Below are 19,006 nucleotides of genomic sequence, written 5' to 3'. Positions count from 1 at the left end.
TGCATAGTGGACGCAGAAGCGGACTCGCTGGTTCTTGGATGCATCGAGGTTGGTATGTTATTCAACCAACGCAACGTCGCAGTTCCTGTTTTCGACACCGCTCTGATACACTGCACAGCGGCATTGGATGGAGCTTTGTACTATTGATGATAGAAAATTCGGAACCGGCCCTTAGTGGACATCAATTGCGATTGCAGCGAACGACGTCTTGACCGACTTACTTGCCGTTCTGACGCTTCCCGAAAACCCTTTCAGCCCCCTTGACCTCTTCGAAGATAAGTTCAGGCACAACGACTTCCCAACTGGCCCGTTTCATCAGGTGACGAAAACGCTCATCAGCATCTTCCTTGCGCCGGTATATAATGGCCGCGATCTCGCCGGTGACAAATTTCGTGCCCATCGGGGGCGCGAATGCCTTTGCCATCCGCCCGAGGGGCCGCCCTTGAAGATCCTCGACCTGCCACCGATCTCCGACACTGGAGAGCCTGATTGGCGCGCCGACCTGCGCTTCAGAGATCGCCTGGTGAACAATGTGCCGATCACCTTGGCGGCCTGCAAATGACAGGTCGACCATCCTCATTTCGGGCGATTGAAAAAACCGACGCGGGCCGGGGACTGTCGCCAAGTCGGGCACCACGTGCCGCGTGACGACGGAAGGCGATTCGGTAGGAAGGTATTCGTGATTGTCGTTACTCATGACGATCAAATTGCGCCGCGCACGTGTCATGGCGACATAGAACAAACGCCTCGGGGCGTCTTGATCTTCGTTTCGCGAGGGCCGTTCCCAACCGCCATCAAGGATCACGACATCGTCAAATTCGAGACCTTTCGCGCTGTGCGCCGTCAACAATTTGAGGCCGCGCTGCTCGCCCCATGAATCCTTCGACCATTCAGCAAACCATTCGATCACATCAGGACTCGAGATTGCTTTACCATCAACTTCACGCGCAAGTTGGCCAAGTCCCTCGCCAATCCGGTCAGTCCAACGGCTTGAGGGTATCGTATTCAGGGTTTCGGTAAGGTCGCTCAAGCTAAACAAGGCTGCGTGCCTCTCGCGCAGACCGTCGATGAACCTCCGCATCTCACGGGTGCGCCAAACACTTGGCAAGTTTTCGTTCGCCATTTCGACTGGAATTCCATGCGCCTCGGCAAAGTCGCGTACTGGCAGAAGCTTGCGCCAATCGCGAGAAATGATTGCCGCGCCCTTCCAGCTCCAATCCGGGATCAGTTTTGACAGGCGGATCATCTCGTTGACCGCCGCAAGGGCCTGAGCGTCATTTCCGGCTGGGCAGCCTAGGATTTGGACCCGCCCCTGCGCAACCGGGTCGAGGCTTTCCATGATACCCCCGGTGGGGTCCTTTTGCCGCGATTTGTCGACAGTAATCCCATGCCCTGTTTTCATACGTTCCCGGGATCCTTCGATCACGGCGTTCGCTGCGCTGATGACGTTTTTCGACGAGCGGTAATTGTCGGTCAGAAAGACCGGCTTGGCTGAATAATCCTGTTCGAATTGCCGGATGTGGCGCACCGATGCGCCGGCAAACGCGTAGATATTCTGGTCGTCATCGCCGACCGCGAACAAGCTGATCCTTTGATCGGGGTCGTCGATACTGCGACCGGCCACCGCTGCGATCAAGGCGTATTCTTCGGGTCCCACGTCCTGATATTCGTCCACGAGAATCCATCGGAACCCTTGGATCAAGGTCTCTCGCAAGGCTTCGGCCTCGATTTTGTCAAGCCCGTCGCCACGCAAGAGACGTGCCGCATCGATCAGAAGCGTCTGGAAATCAGGTTCATCGGCCGCCACCCGTCCGGCGAAACTCGCGCCAATCAACCTCATGGCTAAGGCATGGATGGTCAAGACCGTGACGAAGCGAGCATCTTCGCCGATTAGTAGACGCAAGCGTTCCCGGATCTCGGCGGCCGCGTGGCGATTGTAAGCGAGCACCAGTATTCCGTTTGGATCTTCGCGTTTAATCCTGACCAGATAGGCAACGCGATGGACCAATACGCGTGTCTTGCCCGATCCCGGCCCCGCGAGCACCAGCACATTGGTCTGTTCGCGGTTGTCACGAACGATCTGTTCTTGTGTCGAATTCCCCAGATTGTCGACGATCTCAGCGTAAGACTGAGGCGTTGCCTGCCGTCTGAACTCCGAAATTTTCCCCGGCATCCAAGCTTTCATGAAGTCGGACTGCTCCATTGCGAAATAGTCATGCGCGAGCCGCTGGGCCTGATCGATATCGTTGATGCCCTTGCTCGCATAGGCCGCCATCACGTGGGTCTGGACGGTCTGTTCGGTGTAGTGGTCTTCGAGCGGCGCGAAATGCTGAGTGGTAAATGCGCCGCCTTTCCGATTGATGTGCAACGTCATGGCCGAGCGGAACACGGACAAACCCTTGCCCAGTGTCACCACCTGCTGTTCGTGCAACCACAGAAGCGCACGGTCCATCAGTTTTGCTGGATCATTGACAGATGCTCGCAACAGCGCATCGCTGTTGATTGCTGCAAGTAGGTCGCCAAGCGTGGTCTCAACAGGAACATCTTTCCGACGCAGACCTGCCTGAACCTTGTTTATCAAGTGTGAAACCAAACGCTCTGCTGCCTGCCTGCGAAGTTGAGCGGTCTGTTCGATTACCCCCCATGATCTTTGGATTCGCATCATGACACTGCCTTTGGACACCTTGCGCAGGCCAATGTTGCCTTTTCCGCCGTCGATGTCGCGGCCATCCTGCGCCATCCCACGGAGCAACCCCTCGACTATATCGGGCCGCACGGAGGCGTGTCCCCCCTCCCGCAAGGCCTGCGCCACTGAGGCCAGATGGCAGGGCACAGCCTCATTGATGTCCGCGTCTGGCGCTTGCTCCCTAAGGACTGCAATCAGGTCAGCTTCCAACCGGGATGCCGCTTGAAACCGCTTCGACGAGGCATTCTCGACACCTGCATGCACGAAGATGGTGATGTTTGTATCGTCCTTTGCGATCCCCAGGGCCTCGAGATCCGCCAAGGCTTTACGCAGGCTCGACATCGTAAGCCCGCTGACGCCGCAGAGCTCGTCCGTGGTGATGCCCTCTTCCTGCGGCGCGTCGATGATATGCTGCACGATTGCGGCCAGATCCTTGCGCCGCCGCTCGGTGATCTCAGCGGATGCAAGGATTTCGCGGACTTCCTTCATGCTTCTTACTCGGAGCGAGGCGGGGAACACCTGCACCCGGTTTTCTTCGCGGTTCAGAAGATGCGCTTCTTCCAGCCAGGCGACGGCCGTCTTAACTCGCGTATCGTCGGTATTGCTGTCCCGCTGGAAATCTCGTTCTTTCTCCTCATGAACGATCTCACCGGGTGTTGCGACAATTTCACCGCCTTTTCCTGTCCGAGCATCAAGACGCCGAAGCGCCTTCAGGATCGCGCCGATTTCGTGCCGCGCGAGTCGAGAACGCGCACTGAGGCTGAACTGACGATCAACGTCTTCAGTATTGAACAACAGGACGCAGTTTGCAGGCTCGCGGTCCCGTCCGGCGCGACCCGCCTCCTGCAAGTAGTTTTCCAGTGACCCCGGCACGTCTCCGTGTACCACCAGACGGATGTCCGGCTTGTCGACGCCCATCCCAAAGGCGTTGGTGGCCGCGATCACGCGCAGATTGCCGACGCGGAAGTCCTCTTGAATCTCACGCTTGTCATCGGCGCTAAGGCCCGAGTGATACCGTTCAGCGGCGATGCCTTGTTGTTTTAAGAACTCCGCCACGCGCTCTGTAGCGTTTCGGGTCGCACAATAGACGACCGCCCCAGACACGCCCTCGCGAGGAAGTTGGGCCTCGATCGTGTCGAGGATATCGGTCATCTTGGTCGCCCGCTGCGTTGGCAGCACCTGGAAGCTCAGGTTTGAACGCGACGCGCCACCATCGATCAACGCCAGTTCGGACCCCAACCGCTCTTTGAAATGACTGCGGATGTCCTGCACGACGTCCGGCTTTGCCGTTGCGGTCAAGCAAAGTACCGGAGCCGGCTCATCGGCTGAGCTTTCCTTGATAAACCGCGAAACATAGCGATAGTCGGGTCGGAAATCGTGCCCCCATTTAGACACGCAGTGCGCCTCGTCCAGCACCCACAGCCCCACCTCGCGCTGTGCCAGAGCGGACCGAACTGTTGTGCTGCGCAGTTGTTCCGGCGAAATCAAAAGGATCGCAGCATCCCCAAGCCGCACTTTGTCGAGCGCATCCTGACGCTCGGGCAAAGACAATAACCCGTTAATCGTGACCGCCGAGGAAATTCCGGCCCGTACCAAGCCCTGAACCTGGTCTGCCATAAGCGCCACAAGCGGCGATATAACAACGGTCAAGGCCCCGGTCTTGTCGAACCGAGACAGCGCGGGGATCTGATAACAGATGGATTTACCCGTGCCCGTCGGAAGGATGCCCAACAAATTTTCGCCTTCCATGGCCGTTGCCACAATCTTTTCTTGAAGCGGGCGTCCGTTCTCGTCGACTGGTTCCGGGCGGAAACTTGGAAAGCCGAACCAGCGCTCGAGCGCACGGGTGGGATCATTGTGCTCTGCGCAATAGGCACAGTGCGGATCACGACAATTCGTATCTCTCAGGTCTTTGACGAGCCGCGCTGCATCACGGAATTGCGCCCGCACCCAAGGGGGCATGACAGAATCCCCACCAGCGACCGAAATCCATGCAAGGGCATATGCCATCGGCCAACCCAGTCCGGTGTCCGAGAGCCGCTCGAGCAGAACGTCCACTTGCGCGCCACAGGCCACGTCTTTTAGCAGCATCTGAATGGCCTCGTGCGCTTCCGCTTCCGTCGGGATGGGCGCCCCGCGCACGTCGCTGAATAACCGATCAAATCCGACGCTACTGGGACCTCGGCAGCACAGCCAGTGATAGGCCATCATCGTTTCTGGCGACAATGTGTTCAGCGATACGAAGGCGTTGATCTGGTTGCGAAGCACCTCGAACACAAGACGCGCGTCGAGCTCGGGATCGTTGACGTGACCACTTTGAAGTCGCCCATCGCGGTAGTGCTTGACCAGACGATGATAGGGATTGCGTGGGAACGCCAAAGGGTTGAGCCACAGCGTGTCAATCGGTCCGTCCGCGAGTTTTGCGAAGCGCGGCGAGACCGCCATGAGATGTGGCAGGTCATGACGAAGAATATTGTGCCCAATGACATGTGCGAAACCGGCGCAAAACAGATCGAGCTTTTCAAGCGCTGCCTTTGGGTCACCTTTCCGATGAATTATCCCCTCTCCATCGCCGTCTGGCACGGCTGCAAAGGCGAACAACTTGGCTTCCTTGGGATCGATCTCCAAATCAATCGACAGACAGCGCGACAAAATTTCGGATTGTTCCCGCGACATTGGAGTACTCTTAATTCCTGGCGGATTAGACTCAGGCTTTTCAAGCGGCTCTCGTCTGCCACGGCCAAGGGCCTTTGATATGCCACGGGAAATTAAGCTTTTCATATTCGCAGGTTAATATTTATTCCCATGGAGCGGAACCTGCGGCAGCCATTTGACCAAAAAGTGTTCTCTCGATGCCATGCCAGATTTGCTGGGTGCGGCCAGTTTCATTTTTCTTCGGGCTTCCAGATCTTCCCATGTGGAACCAACTGCCGGTCGACAACATCGCTCGGCACCTTGTTGCGAGGCTGGAACTGGTAGGTTCCAGACAGGCCCGTTGATCAAAGTTCGCTAGTACCATGGTTCGTCGGTCTTTTTCGAACGCAGCGAACTTCCAGTTTCCGCCCGTTCTGTTTAAAAACAACTTTTTGCTTGCGCAGGATGTGATGGTCTAAACACGGCGTAGCCGCTTTTCAGATATGATAGTGCTCTATCACTTGACCGTCGTAGAAGGCGTCGTCGAAACTGTCAGCGAAGCGCATTTGGCATAAGATGATGAATTCATCCTCAGAGGATTGTCCGAAGAGTTTTCAGTGTACGTCTTGTTCACTCAAAATACCGATAAAGAAGCATTTTCACTAATTGATTGTGAACTTGGAAGCCAAGCCAAGTCTGAGGAATGGAAAGCTAAGGTGAAAGCGGGAAGTATTGCCGACGTAAGGAAACACTAGCTTTGAATGCTCCGGTCCATAGCAGTCGTTCGTCTTGCCGGGTAGTTTCAGCTAGCGTAGCTTACTCTTTTCGGCCACTTCGTTCGGTGGCACGAACAGGTCATACGTCGGGCTTAAGTTGAAAAACGATATCGCAGGACAATCCAGACATTTGCGATCGGACAAGGCATGTCCGCTTGGCGTCTGTTCCCGACCTCAGTGTCACGATGTCTGAAAACGCGCATTGTCCTATAGCATTCACGTTTCCCAAGGAGGCTTTGCGCCTATCTCTGCAACTAGAAAGTCCATGAACACCCGCACTTTGGGGGACAATACGTTGGACTTGGGGTAGATCAGCCACAAGACATTGTCTTCACTGGCCTCAAAGTTTGGAAGAACCCGAACCAAACGGCCTGACTTCAGTTGATCATGCACGCTCCATCGAGCATTCAAAGAAATACCTGCTCCTGCTAGTGTGGCGCGGACCTGGCTTTGACCGTCATCGATAATCAATTGGCCTTTGGCTGAGGTAGGATCGAAAACAGCGTTTTCGCCTGCCGGTCCTGTCAGCGACCGCGGTTGGAGGTTTTGGAAAGCGATCAAACGGTGGTTTGTCAAATCGGCTGGTGTATCGGGAACGCCATGCGTTTCGAGGTAGTGTGGCGCGGCACAAAGGATACGCTGGTCATCAGCCAGTTTGCGGCCCTTCAGGCTGGTGTCGACCAGTGGCGCATTCCTGAGCGCCAAATCATAGCTTCCTTCGATCAGATCGAACTGTACATCGGACAGGCGCAGATCGAGTGTGAGATCGGGGTGCCGTTCAAAGAACTTTGGAAGGATTGGCGCGATGTAGAGCTGTGCAAAACTGCTTGGCGCAGCAAAACGCAATGTACCCTTGACCGTTGTCGTTTGCTTGCCCAAAGCAGCAAATGCCGCCTCTTCCTGCGCAATGATCTCACGAGCGAAGGGCAGGAAATCCGCTCCTTCCACCGACAACGACACTTTGCGTGTCGTGCGGTGCAAAAGCTCGAAACCGAGGTTCTGCTCCAACTTGGCAAGCCTTGCGCTGGAGACCGCTGGGGCCATGCCCAGATCACGCCCCGCCGCGCTGATGTTCAGCATGTCTGCTGCCCTTATAAACAATCGAAGCGCGTCTGTGTCTAAGCCCATTATATTCATTTTCCGAATTATAAATACATGAATGGGCAGTTTATCTTCAATTTAATCAAGGTTAAATCCCTTTCACAGAGGCAGCACAGCTTAGGCAGGAGGCGCAAATGACACGGACGGCCACGGTCAACTACCATGTTCACAAATCCTACCGGCAAGCTTTTGAGCTTGATGCTGGCGGGGTCGCTGGCAACCTGATTTCCCCTGAACTGGTCGCGACATCCGTTGTGCTATCAGACAACCGCGCAACGACCCCGTCGGTTTCTTTTGCGTGTGATGCCGTTGAAATCATGCCACTTGAAACGCAGGTCCGAGACTTTGCAGGCGACAGCTGGAAACCAATTTACGATGCCGAACTCAAGGCTATGCTGAAGGACAAGCTGGGCGCCAGAGAGGTTGTAGTTTTTGATCACACACTTCGAGTGGATGACCCTGAAGCAACGCGTAAACCGGTGCGCAATGTTCATAGCGACTACAGCAAGGACGGAGCCGAACAGCGGCTTGTCGACTTGCTGGGCGCCGAGACCGCAGCAGAGTGGGCGCAAGGTCACTACGCTTTTGTCAACGTGTGGCGCCCTTTGGATCATCGGATCAATTCGGCACCTCTGGGCTTTGTACGGCCATCGTCTGTCGACCCGTCTGACTGGATTCTAGTGGACCTGATCTATCCTGACCGCGTGGGGCAAATCATGGGGCTGGCGGGAAACCCCAAACATGAGTGGATCTATCAATCCAAAATGACACCGGATGAGGTCGCGGTCTTCAACATATATGACAATCAAGGCCTGGCTTCGATTGCTCATAGCGCACTCGATATGGTCGAGGATCCAAACATCACTACCATTCGCAAAAGCATCGAAAGCCGCACTTTGGTGCGCTATTGAAGGAGGGCCAGACATGTTGGATGAAACGCAGCCGGCTGGGTTTGAGCAAATCAATTTGGCCTACAACCAGGTATTCCGTCCCGGACGACTGAGCGTCGGCCTTGTATTGCCTCTCGAAGCCTATGCCGTCGGCGCAGAACCGACGCTACGAGGGCACTTGGAAGCGGCGCAGAAAGCCGAGGAGCTTGGGTTCCCAGCACTTTGGCTGCGGGACGTCCCCTTCAATGTTCCAAGCTTTGGCGACCCCGGGCAGGTTTTCGATCCATTTGTCTATCTGGGAGCGTTGGCAACGGCGACGGATCGGATTGCGCTTGGAACGTCGAGCGTGATCCTGCCATTGCGTCACCCCGCTCATGTCGCCAAGGCAGCAGCGACGGCAGATGTGCTCTCTGCCGGGCGGTTGCTTTTGGGTGTCGCCTCCGGCGACCGGCCCGAGGAGTACCCGGCGATGAACCAGAGCTTTGAAGATCGCGGGGCACGTTTCCGCGATAGCGTTGAGTACATCCGCGCCGTTGGATCGGCTTACCCGACGCATCAAAATGCACAGGGCAAACTGCATGGCGGGATTGATCTATTGCCAAAACCGCACGGGAAGCGCCTGCCGATGCTCATTACCGGTGGCAGCCAACAATCACCTGATTGGGTCGCTCAGAACGGAGATGGCTGGATGACATATCCGCGCAATGCGGCGGCTCAGGGTCAAGTCATCGCGGATTACCGAAGACGTGTGAAGGCGGCGGGTCAACCGGATAAGCCTGTTATGCAATCGCTCTATGTCGATGTTGTTGCCGACGCTGCCGCATCTCCGCGCCCGATCCATCTTGGATTTCAGTCGGGAACTGATTTCCTACGCAGCTATCTGCGCGAGATTGAAACGCTTGGCGTCAATCACGTCGCGCTGAACCTAAGGTTCAATCACGCGCCCATCGATACAACCCTCAAACATCTGGCGGATACTGTGCTGCCTGACTTTTCCTGAAGGATCAGACCGATGACCAAGACTATTCTCATTACAGGTTCAACCGACGGCATTGGCCTGCTGACAGCGAAGAAGCTGGCTGCCGATGGGCACAAAGTGCTCCTCCATGGACGCAGTGCATCCAAATTGGAGAGCGCGGCTGCCGCCGTCGGAGGCGATGTTGAAACCTATGCCGCTGATCTCAGCGATCTGTCCGCGGTTCGAAAACTGGCCGAAAACGTTCGGGCCAAGCATGACAAACTGGATGTGTTGATCAACAACGCAGGTGTGCTGAAAGCCCCGCAATCCGTGCTGGAAAATGGTCAGGACATCCGCTTTGTCGTCAACACCCTTGCACCATATCTGCTGACCGAATTGCTTTTGCCGATCATTCCTGCTGACGGGCGGGTCGTGAATCTGTCATCGGCGGCACAGGCCCCGGTAAACCTCAAGGCCATGCAGGGCAATGTGCCAATGGCTGACATGGAAGCCTATGCCCAAAGTAAGTTAGCGATCACCATCTGGACCCGCGAATGGGCCAAATCGCTGTCGAATGCACCAGTGATGGTCGCCGTAAATCCCGGATCCCTTTTGGCATCAAAAATGGTGAAAGAGGGCTTTGGCCTCGCAGGGAACGATATGAATATTGGAGCTGATATCTTGATTGACGCAGCCTTGGGTGTGCGGTTTGCGAATGCCGCAGGAGCCTATTTCGACAATGACAGTGGGGCTTTCGCTGATCCCCATGCCGCAGCGCTCGACGAAAACCACGCTGCCGACGTCATGAGCACCATCAAAGACTTGCTCAGCCAGACGGGCTGACCATCCCGGCGCGAAAGCGCCGCGCACTTCCACCTTCAACTCGTCTCTACCCCTCACGCATACCGCGTCGAGGCCCAAGAAAGGACTGCCTGATGAAGTATGAGAACTTCCAAACCTTTGACGTAGCCGTCAAAAACGGCATCGCCACGGTCACCTTCAACTTTGGCTCCGTGAACGTGCAGGGCCAGGAAATGCTGGCCGACCTCAATAGTCTGGCCATGCGGCTCGAGCGAGACCGCGACACCAAGGTCGTGATCTTTCAATCTGCCAATCCGGAAATCTGGGTTTGTCACTACGATACCGAGTTACTCAAGGACATGTCGACCGAAGCCGTGTCCCGCGAGGACGCTCAGCTTTTGGACCTGCAATCAGTTTGCGAACGGATCAGCAAGGTGCCACAGGCCACCATTGCAAAGCTGGAAGGCTTTGCGCGTGGTGGCGGGCACGAACTGGCCTTGGCCTTGGATATGCGCTTTGCCGCGCGGGGAAAGTACAAGTTCATGCAGATGGAGGTCGGAATGGGCATCCTGCCCTGCGGAGGTGGCGCCTCGCGTATGGCCCGTCAAACCGGTCTTGGCAAAGCGCTTGAGATCATCCTGAGCGCGCAAGACTACGACGCGGATGATGCCGAACGTCTGGGCACAATTAACAAGGCTTTGGAGCCCAATGAGATCGGCCCGTATGTATCCGCTCTGGCCGAACGCATCGCGCAATTCCCCGCAGAGTCGATCAATGCCTGCAAGCAGATGGTCTATGAATCCATCGACAAGCCCATCGATGAGGCGCTTAAGGCCGAAGCCTATTGGCTGTATCAGGCCACCAGCAAAACTCCGGCAGTCAAACGTTTTACGATCGCGGATGAACAAGGTTTGGAACACGACATCGAGAACCAGCGCAAATGGGGCGATCTGGTGATGCAGGTGCAGGACATCAAGTGATCACACCTCAACACAATGAACTCGTCAGGCATGCGTTATTGCAACGTGGGCCTGACACTCCATCACAAAAGGAATAGCGGGCATTGAGCAACGCACAGACATCGACATTCGATGTAACCGGACAATTCATCTTCAAGCTGGTTAAAAAAAACGATCCGTCCGGTTGGATCATCTTGCCGAACATTTAAAGCCCGCTCCCAATCCTTCGCCGAGATCGAACGATCCTTGGTGATAGCGTCAATAGCACTCGTACTTTCTGCCAGCGAGCGCCTCCCTTTGTGCGGTTCGAATGACCGTGACGCGGCGAATGATACTGCTCGGATAGCTGATTTCTTTAGCCGACTTGAAAAGATCATTTTTTGTCTGATTTGGCGAAAGCTTTGACCATGGTGAAAAGCAGAAATCAGTTAGCCAGCATCTCCGATAGCTCACCTGCTCCTTTTTGCAGGATGTTCAGAAAGGACAGCAGGCTGTTGACGTCGTGGCGTTGGGTTGGAGCATGTACCGAAAGTGTGCCCACCAATCTACCTTGTCCATCACGAATGGGCACTGCGATGGCCGTCATTCCGGCCATGAACTCCTCATCATCTGTCGCGTAGCCGTTCTCAGCGATTCCGCGGATTTCATCACGCAGTGCACTAGGGTTCGTTAGGGATTGTTCGGTCTGCGGTTGTAAATTGCCTGCAGAGAGAAACCCATCCAACGTCTTCTGACGCAGAGTAGACAGGTACATCTTGCCGCTAGCTGTGCAGTGGAACGGCACCTGAGTACCGATTGGCAACTGGATGCGCAGCGGCCATTTCGTTTCGACCCGGTCGAGGTAGATCATCCCTTCCCGGTCTGGGATGGCTAAGTTGCAAGTCTCACCCACGTTTTCGGCGACACTGCGCAAGATTGCCAAACGCGCAGTGCGCAAGTGTTCGGCAGACATGGTATTGACCGAAAGCGACCGTAGCCGGCGCCCAGGACCAAATGAGCGACCATCCAGATCTCGTTGTAGGAAACCTTCGGCCTCAGCGGTTTGCAGCAGACGGTGGATTGTGGGCTTGGCCAGTCCCAATGTCTCGATTAGGTCCGATGGTTTGACGGCGACCCCGCGCCGCGCCACCTCCTCAAGGATGAGAAGAAGGCGCAGGTTGGTCGGGATCTGGGTTTCCTTGTCTTGTGTTTCCGCCTCGGCCATCCCGCAACAATCTAGTTATTTGGCAGCAGGATCAAGGCCAGATCGGGTACAAGCGACACCAAGATCCATACCGACAGCAAAGCCACCAGATAAGGCACCGTGTATCGCAAGAGCCGGAAATAGGGCACACCCGTCACGCCTGATGCCACATAGAGGTTCAAACCGTAGGGCGGAGTGATAAAGCCGATAGACGCGCCCACCAGGAAGATCACCGAGAAGTGGATCGGATCTATCCCGACCGAGGCTGCGATCGGCGCGAGGATCGGCGCAAGGATGATCGTCACGGGCAGGCTTTCCAAAACCATTCCCGAGAAGAAGACGATCACCATCGAAGTGAACAGAACCGCGTGGTAGCCGCCCATTGAGGTTACAAAATTCCCAATGGTTTCTTGCGCGCCCAGTAGCGACAGGATTTGCTGCATCACCACTGAAATTGCGATTAGTGGTGCAAGAATGCCTGTTATCTGGGCTGACCGGATCACAATTGAGGGGATCTCAGGGATCGTAAAACCTTCGACCACGAACATCTCGGCATAGCTTTTTTCGGTCGGCGGAATATCGTTCCGTGCGCCCATGATCCGGTTGATCGGATAGCTGACCAACCCGGCGATCACACAGAAACCCACGGTCACACCCGCCGCTTCGGTGGGTGAGAATTTACCGGTATAGATACCCCACAGCACCAGTCCGATGGCGAAGAAACCCAGCCATGCTCCGAACGCGGTTTTCAGCACCCGGTTCAGTTGCAGCGGGATCAAGTGGCCCCAGCCGTTCATGCGACAGATGATCCAGCAGGCAAACTGCATACCAAAGACCATCAACGCACCGGGCAGAATACCCGCGACGAACAGCTCCGAAATCGGCAGGTTCATCAGGAACCCATAGACGATGAAAATAATCGACGGCGGAATGATTATCCCCACCGTGCCCCCCGCCGCCGCAGTGGCCGCGCTGAACCGCTCATCATAACCGCCCTTGACCATCTCTGGGTGCAGCATGGAACCAATGGTGGCGGTCGTGGCCGAGTTTGAGCCCGAGATAGCGGCGAACAACCCGCACGCCCCCAGAGAGGCCATCGCCAGCCCGCCGCGTATCCAACCCAGACAGGCATAGGCAAAGTCGCTGAGCCTCCGAGCGATGCCGGATTTGTTGATCAGGTCTCCGGTCAGGATGAACAGCGGCATCGCGAGCAAGGCGAAACCTTTGTTGAAGACGTTCAGCAACTCGGCGCCCATATTGTCGAGCGTCAAGCCGAGAACAAACGAACAACCGATGACCCAGTAGCCGATGACCAGCAGAACCGGCACGCCCAGCATGAAGAGAAAAGTGACCCCAAGCGAGATCAGTGTGACCATGGTTCCATCTGTCATTAGTCTGCTCCGATCACGGCCTGCTTGATGAGCGGCTCGCCTGTTTTCCAATTGTGCAGATCATCCGCGAGGTTTTGAAACACGCGTCCAACCATCAAGAAGAAAGACAGCGGTGCAGCCAGAAGAAACCACCACTGCATGACGTTGTCGGTACCCAGTACGATCTGGAAATTTGACGCAGACAGGGCGACCAGTCGGGTTGTGGTGACAATGACGATCACCGCGAAAATAAACCACAGAACCGCATCAAGGATGAGGCAAGTGAGTTGCCCTGCCCTCGGCATCGCGGTGCGAAACTCGCTGAAACTCAGATGCGTGCGAAGGCGCACGTTATAAGACGCCCCGAACCACGCCATGACCATAAAAAGCAAGGGTGGAATGGTCGTTGACCATGGCTCTTGATCGTTAAACACGAAGCGGTCGATCACGCCCCAGAAGATGATCAGTGCAATGGCAAGATACGAATAAACCATCACTGATCGTTCCAGATGGCGTTCTATGAAGGGCACCTTTCGATAGATCAGCATGACCAGAAACCCACCGAGTGCAGAGGCAACTGCACCCAGAACCCAAGCAGCGTCAGATTCCAGAGCGGATTGAATCTCGAACGAATCCTGGCTGAGAAAGGCGCTGAAGATCGCGCCTATGTCTGCCCATAACGACATGTACCCCGTCCTCCCAGTCGGTGTGTTTTTTGGAACCGGCCCGTTTGAGGGCCGGTTCACATCAGCTTATCAGGCTTGGCCCATCCACCAACGGCGCGGCTCGACATTTTCCGGCAGGGTATCGGCCGGAATTTCACGCGCGATGTCGTAGATTTCCTGATACGTATCGATGCCGCCAGCCCATTTATTCAGGCGTTCACGCCACTGCGCCCAAGGCTCAGGGTTGTAATTCGGAGCGCACATCTCTTCGGCCAGTTTAATCTGATCGTCCGGCAGGAAGGCCGGGCGGACACCGTTTTCGGCAAAGATCGTGTTTGGAAGCTGCGGCTCCGAGAAGCCAACCGTGTTCAACAACGCAGCCTCATTCGCACCTTGGATCAACGCCTGAGTGAAGTAGGAAGACTCCATCACTGCGTCTTGCAACTCGCCTCCGAGGCTATCGAAGACCTTGGCGGACATCGAGGTGTGCTCGGTGCCACAGAAGAACTTCAGGTTCACCGACTGCGAAACCACCGGCGCCATATTGGCGTAAGCCACAGCAGAGGCCCAAGTTTCAGCCCCGTCAATCAGACCTGTTTTTAGAGCGTCCAACGTCTCTTCCCAAGCCACCGGAACCGGGTTCAGGTTCAGCAACTGCATTGCAATCCGGCCCAACTGCGTGCCGGTCACACGGTTCTTGGTGCCGAACAACTCTTCCAATTTGGTTACTGTGGGCTTGTCAGCAAAGGTCGAGCCCATTTGCAGGCCGCGCAGTTCGCAATGGGTAAACAGGAACTTCAGCCCATGCCGTTTCTCCAGGGGATCGCGGAGAATGCGCTGGCTCGCAGGGCTGTAGAAGAAATGGTACTGCGCCGCGCGGCTTGGGAACATATAAGCGTAGTCCAGCACGTTCAGATAAGGCGCGCCACCAGCCGAGTTTTGGGTCGAGGCGGCGTAGATATCGACGATTCCCTGCTGGGTTTTTTCAACACAGCTAAGTTGTCCGCAGATCTGATTGTCGCCGATGAACTCGATCCGAATCTCACCATCTGTGCGTTCTTCCAGATCACGCGCGAACTCGATAGCCCCGGCGCGTTCGATCAGAAGGTTGCGAGTGTTGAAGCCTGAAGCGCCAAACTTCAGCGTGTGCTTGGGCTCTTTTGAGAACCGCTTTTCATACGTGGATTCAGCCGCTTGCGCCAAGTTAGCCAAGCTCATCGCTCCACCGAACCCACCGGCTGCCAGCAGAGTAGAACTCATACCGTAACGGCCCGCCACGCGGAAGAAATCCCGCCGCGAAATCCCACTTAGTTTCTTACCGATCTCCATTGCTTACCTCCCTGATCGCAATTATTGAGACGTTTTGTATCAAAAAAGGCTAGTATATTTCTTGCATCTTGCATAGAGTTTTTTCGACGGCGTGAGGAGGAGGCAGTCATGGAAGTGGATTATGCGGTTGTGGGCGCCGGGTCTTCGGGCTGCGTCATTGCCAACCGGCTGAGCGCTGATCCTAACACGACCGTTGCGCTACTTGAGGCAGGTGGCCGCGATACAAACCCATGGATTCACATCCCCGTTGGCTACTTCAAAACCATGCATAACCCATCGGTCGACTGGTGTTATCGCACCGAACCTGATCCTGGGCTGAACGGTCGATCCATCGACTGGCCACGTGGTAAAGTGCTGGGCGGGTCGTCCTCATTGAACGGTTTGCTCTACGTGCGTGGGCAGAAAGAAGACTACGATCGTTGGCGGCAAATGGGCAATGAGGGCTGGGCCTGGGACGATGTCCTGCCCCTGTTCAAGCGCTGCGAGGACCAGGAGCGAGGTGAAGACGAGTTCCATGGCGTAGGTGGGCCGTTGTCCGTATCCAATATGCGTATTCAACGCCCGATCTGTGACGCGTGGGTAGCCGCAGCCCAAGCGGCGGGCTATCCGTTCAACCCTGATTACAACGGCGCGGAACAAGAGGGGGTGGGGTATTTCCAACTAACCACCCGCAATGGCCGCCGGTGCAGTGCAGCCGTTGCCTATCTGAAACCCATTCGGGATCGACAAAACCTAAACATCATTACAAATGCGCTCGTAACGCGCGTGGTTCTGGAGGGAAAGAAAGCAACCGGTCTGGTGTACCGGGATCGCTCTGGAACAGAGAAAACTCTGACCGTCCGGCGCGAAATCATTCTGTCCGGCGGAGCGATAAACTCGCCGCAAATCCTGATGCTTTCAGGGATCGGAGACCCAGACCACCTGAAGGAAAACGGCATCGAACCCCTGCACGCCTTGCCCGGTGTTGGCAAAGGACTGCAGGACCACTTGCAGGCCCGGCTCGTGTTCAAATGCAATGAACCGACACTGAATGATGAAGTCCGCAGCCTGTTCAATCAGGCCCGTATCGCCCTGAAATACGCACTGTTCCGTGCCGGCCCTATGACCATGGCCGCCAGCCTTGCCACCGGGTTCATGAAGACGCGCGAGGATGTAGAAACGCCCGATATCCAATTTCACGTCCAGCCCTGGTCTGCCGACAGCCCTGGCGAGGGCGTTCATCCGTTCTCAGCCTTTACCATGTCGGTTTGCCAACTGCGCCCTGAAAGCCGGGGAGAGCTACGTTTGAACGGCCCGGATCCATCTAAGTATGTCAAAATTATACCGAACTATCTGTCCACTGAAACGGACTGCCGAACCATTGTTGACGGGGTGAACATCGCCCGCAGAATAGCCAAGCATAATCCTTTGGCCTCAAAGATTTCAGAGGAATTTCGGCCAACGGCTCAGCTGAGTTGTGACGACTATGAAGGCACGCTGGACTGGGTCAGATCAAACACCGCATCCATTTATCATCCAACCGGCACTTGCGCGATGGGAAGCACCGAAGCATCGGTCGTAGATGCAAAACTAAAAGTACACGGCATAGCCAACTTACGAGTGGCCGACTGCTCAATCATGCCGGAAATCGTAAGTGGTAACACCAATGCGCCAGCCATCATGATCGGAGAAAAGGCTAGTGACTTGATACAGGCGGATGCGTGACACGACAAAACAGCGTACAGTGTTTGATCCCTCGGTTTGACTGTGTGATCTTGTCTCTGGAAAAGATGGAAGACAGACGTTGGGCCTCAGGTCATTTACTTAGAGACATCTGCTTTGGCTGGGATTGAACTGTTCAACATGACCCAAATAGGTCAATTCACGCCCGGTGTCCCGCTGTTTCGGCGGTTCCGTAACTTGGGAAGATAGTTGATCCGCTCGGGAGTTTCGCTCTTTGGCAGCAACCGTGCCCTGCGCCGGGCTTGTGTTGAAAATCAATAGCTCGGGGCTCGACTACCATTCGTTCGATTGATCTGGATGATCGCTCGCAGCGCAAACCCGTCCACGCGCGGCTCGGGTCAATCTGTTCCGTACACCACAAGCAAACTGGGGCTTTTTAGGTCGTACACTGCGACGCCAGATAATCAGGTAGACCTCGCGAAACTACGCCTGTACCAACGGCAGCATTGCCGAACCCCCACCTGCCTCTGCGATCCGTGACAACGCACAACTCATTGACCATCCGTTTCGACGCTCGCAGCGCCACCTAGTGGTCTGCTCGTCATGCTTGCCTCAAGCTTGACCGTACAGCATCCGTCGGATTACATCACCAGGCTCGTCCTGCTGCTGGCAATACGATGTGAGATACCTAAGATGACCCCTTCTAGGCAGTCGAGATTATTCTCCGACGCGATGTATTGTGTTTTCGAAGCCGGATGGTCATCATTTCGAACCGTGGTTTGAAAAATATCCTCGCCGCTTTCGGATTCACCTAAAGGTCGATGACAGGCATCAATAGGGAAAATCGCTGTATCTACCGGTCATTAGCGACGCGCGGCGCATCAGTAGGCTGTGTCCTAAAATTTCCTTTTGAAACTATGAACAAGCCGAACGGTTCGTGAATCCCAACGCAAATTCGTTGCGAAGCTACCTATTGCGGATCAAATAGGGAAGTCTTCCGACACCAGCTGAAACCAAAAAATCCCCAAACAATTACTGCGTTTTTCAAATTTTCACAGAGAGAGCTGTCGCCTCCTTACGGCTGGTTCGATCCTCACAACCGGAGCATATGTAAACGGGCACGGCTTTTCTTCAGGAGCACAGATGAGCAAGCAATACTACGCACCCCATGGCGGACACCCCGGACAAGACCAGCTGCTGACGGACCGCGCCGTGTTTACGGACGCGTACGCCGTGATCCCCAAAGGCACCATGCGAGATATCGTGACGAGCTTTCTGCCGTTCTGGGAAGATACGCGCCTATGGGTGATTTCGCGCCCACTGACAGGATTTGCCGAGACATTCTCGCAATATATCATGGAGGTGCAACCGGGCGGAGGTTCTGACCGGCCCGAAACCGACCCAGATGCCCAAGGTGTTCTGTTCGTGGTCGAAGGGGCCGCAACGCTGATCGCTGAAGGAACGCACCATGAGCTGACCCCAGGCGGCTATGCCTATCTGCCGCCCGGATGCGACTGGACCTTGCGCAATCAGTCTGAAAACACCTTGAAGTTCCATTGGATTCGCAAAGCCTATGAGGCCGTTGAAGGGCTCGGGACCCCGGATGTCCTCGTGCTGAACGAAAACGACATCGCACCGACCCCAATGCCTGGCACCGATGGAAAATGGGCGACTACGCGGTTTGTCGACCCGAGTGACCTGCGCCACGACATGCATGTAACGGTGGTGACGTTCGAACCCGGTGCGGTCATCCCTTTCCTCGAAACTCATGTCATGGAACACGGCCTCTATGTGCTTGAGGGTAAGGCGGTGTACCGGTTGAACAATGACTGGGTAGAGGTCGAGGCCGGTGACTATATGTGGCTGCGCGCGTTCTGTCCTCAGGCCTGTTACGCCGGCGGTCCGGGAAAGTTCCGGTACCTGCTCTATAAGGATGTGAACCGACACATGCCTCTGCGCCTTGGATCTGCTGCCAACCGGCGTTAGAGGCCT

The 19,006-nt window shown here is 55.6% G+C and carries 12 protein-coding genes; 6 read left to right on the top strand and 6 right to left on the bottom strand.

Annotated features, from left to right (window positions below):
• Positions 1-217: 217 nt before the first annotated feature.
• The gene (locus ACR0AI_RS07160; RefSeq protein WP_480672765.1) at positions 218-5,362 is read right to left on the bottom strand and encodes a RecQ family ATP-dependent DNA helicase; all 5,145 of its coding nucleotides are present in this window, start codon (positions 5,360-5,362) and stop codon (positions 218-220) included.
• A 950-nt stretch (positions 5,363-6,312) separates the two neighbouring features.
• Entirely contained in the window at positions 6,313-7,224 is a 912-nt protein-coding gene (locus tag ACR0AI_RS07155; RefSeq protein WP_480672763.1) for a LysR family transcriptional regulator, read from the bottom strand.
• A gap of 107 nt (positions 7,225-7,331) precedes the next feature.
• On the opposite strand from ACR0AI_RS07155, the gene ACR0AI_RS07150 reads away from it, so the two are divergent.
• The 4 genes from ACR0AI_RS07150 to ACR0AI_RS07135 all read left to right on the top strand — a co-directional run bounded on the left by ACR0AI_RS07150 (position 7,332) and on the right by ACR0AI_RS07135 (position 10,826).
• Entirely contained in the window at positions 7,332-8,108 is a 777-nt protein-coding gene (locus tag ACR0AI_RS07150) for a CmcJ/NvfI family oxidoreductase (protein WP_480672761.1), read from the top strand.
• 13 nt (positions 8,109-8,121) lie between these two features.
• Positions 8,122-9,087 carry an LLM class oxidoreductase gene (locus ACR0AI_RS07145; protein ID WP_480672759.1) on the top strand — a complete coding sequence of 322 codons (966 nt, stop codon included), beginning with the start codon at positions 8,122-8,124 and terminating at the stop codon, positions 9,085-9,087.
• 12 nt (positions 9,088-9,099) lie between these two features.
• Positions 9,100-9,888, top strand: a complete 789-nt coding sequence (locus tag ACR0AI_RS07140; protein ID WP_480672757.1) for an SDR family NAD(P)-dependent oxidoreductase — start codon at positions 9,100-9,102, stop codon at positions 9,886-9,888.
• A gap of 92 nt (positions 9,889-9,980) precedes the next feature.
• Positions 9,981-10,826 (top strand): enoyl-CoA hydratase/isomerase family protein, encoded by an 846-nt coding sequence (locus ACR0AI_RS07135; protein WP_480672755.1) that lies wholly within the window; start codon positions 9,981-9,983, stop codon positions 10,824-10,826.
• Positions 10,827-11,229: 403 nt separating this feature from the next.
• Here ACR0AI_RS07135 and ACR0AI_RS07130 read toward each other — a convergent pair whose 3' ends face one another.
• The 4 genes from ACR0AI_RS07130 to ACR0AI_RS07115 form a co-directional block, all read right to left on the bottom strand.
• On the bottom strand, positions 11,230-12,009 hold the full coding sequence (locus ACR0AI_RS07130; RefSeq protein ID WP_480672753.1) for an IclR family transcriptional regulator: 780 nt from the start codon (positions 12,007-12,009) through the stop codon (positions 11,230-11,232).
• Between the two features lie 11 nt (positions 12,010-12,020).
• Positions 12,021-13,379 carry a TRAP transporter large permease gene (locus ACR0AI_RS07125; protein WP_170380872.1) on the bottom strand — a complete coding sequence of 453 codons (1,359 nt, stop codon included), beginning with the start codon at positions 13,377-13,379 and terminating at the stop codon, positions 12,021-12,023.
• The gene (locus ACR0AI_RS07120; protein WP_170689707.1) at positions 13,379-14,044 is read right to left on the bottom strand and encodes a TRAP transporter small permease subunit; all 666 of its coding nucleotides are present in this window, start codon (positions 14,042-14,044) and stop codon (positions 13,379-13,381) included. The genes ACR0AI_RS07125 and ACR0AI_RS07120 overlap by 1 nt, the downstream gene beginning before the upstream one ends.
• A 69-nt stretch (positions 14,045-14,113) precedes the next feature.
• On the bottom strand, positions 14,114-15,352 hold the full coding sequence (locus tag ACR0AI_RS07115; protein ID WP_170380876.1) for a TRAP transporter substrate-binding protein: 1,239 nt from the start codon (positions 15,350-15,352) through the stop codon (positions 14,114-14,116).
• Positions 15,353-15,460: 108 nt separating this feature from the next.
• Here ACR0AI_RS07115 and ACR0AI_RS07110 point away from each other — a divergent pair, with 108 nt between their 5' ends.
• Together ACR0AI_RS07110 and ACR0AI_RS07105 are read left to right on the top strand one after the other, a co-directional pair.
• Positions 15,461-17,056, top strand: a complete 1,596-nt coding sequence (locus ACR0AI_RS07110; RefSeq protein ID WP_480672751.1) for a GMC family oxidoreductase — start codon at positions 15,461-15,463, stop codon at positions 17,054-17,056.
• A gap of 1,101 nt (positions 17,057-18,157) precedes the next feature.
• A complete protein-coding gene (locus ACR0AI_RS07105; protein WP_480672749.1) occupies positions 18,158-19,000 on the top strand; it encodes a bifunctional allantoicase/(S)-ureidoglycine aminohydrolase in 843 nt (280 codons plus the stop codon).
• The last annotated feature ends 6 nt before the right edge of the window (positions 19,001-19,006 follow it).

This window comes from Ruegeria sp. BG3 (assembly GCF_056538485.1).
Note: the sequence above shows the minus strand (reverse complement) of the source record. Positions and strands in the feature narration are given on the sequence as shown.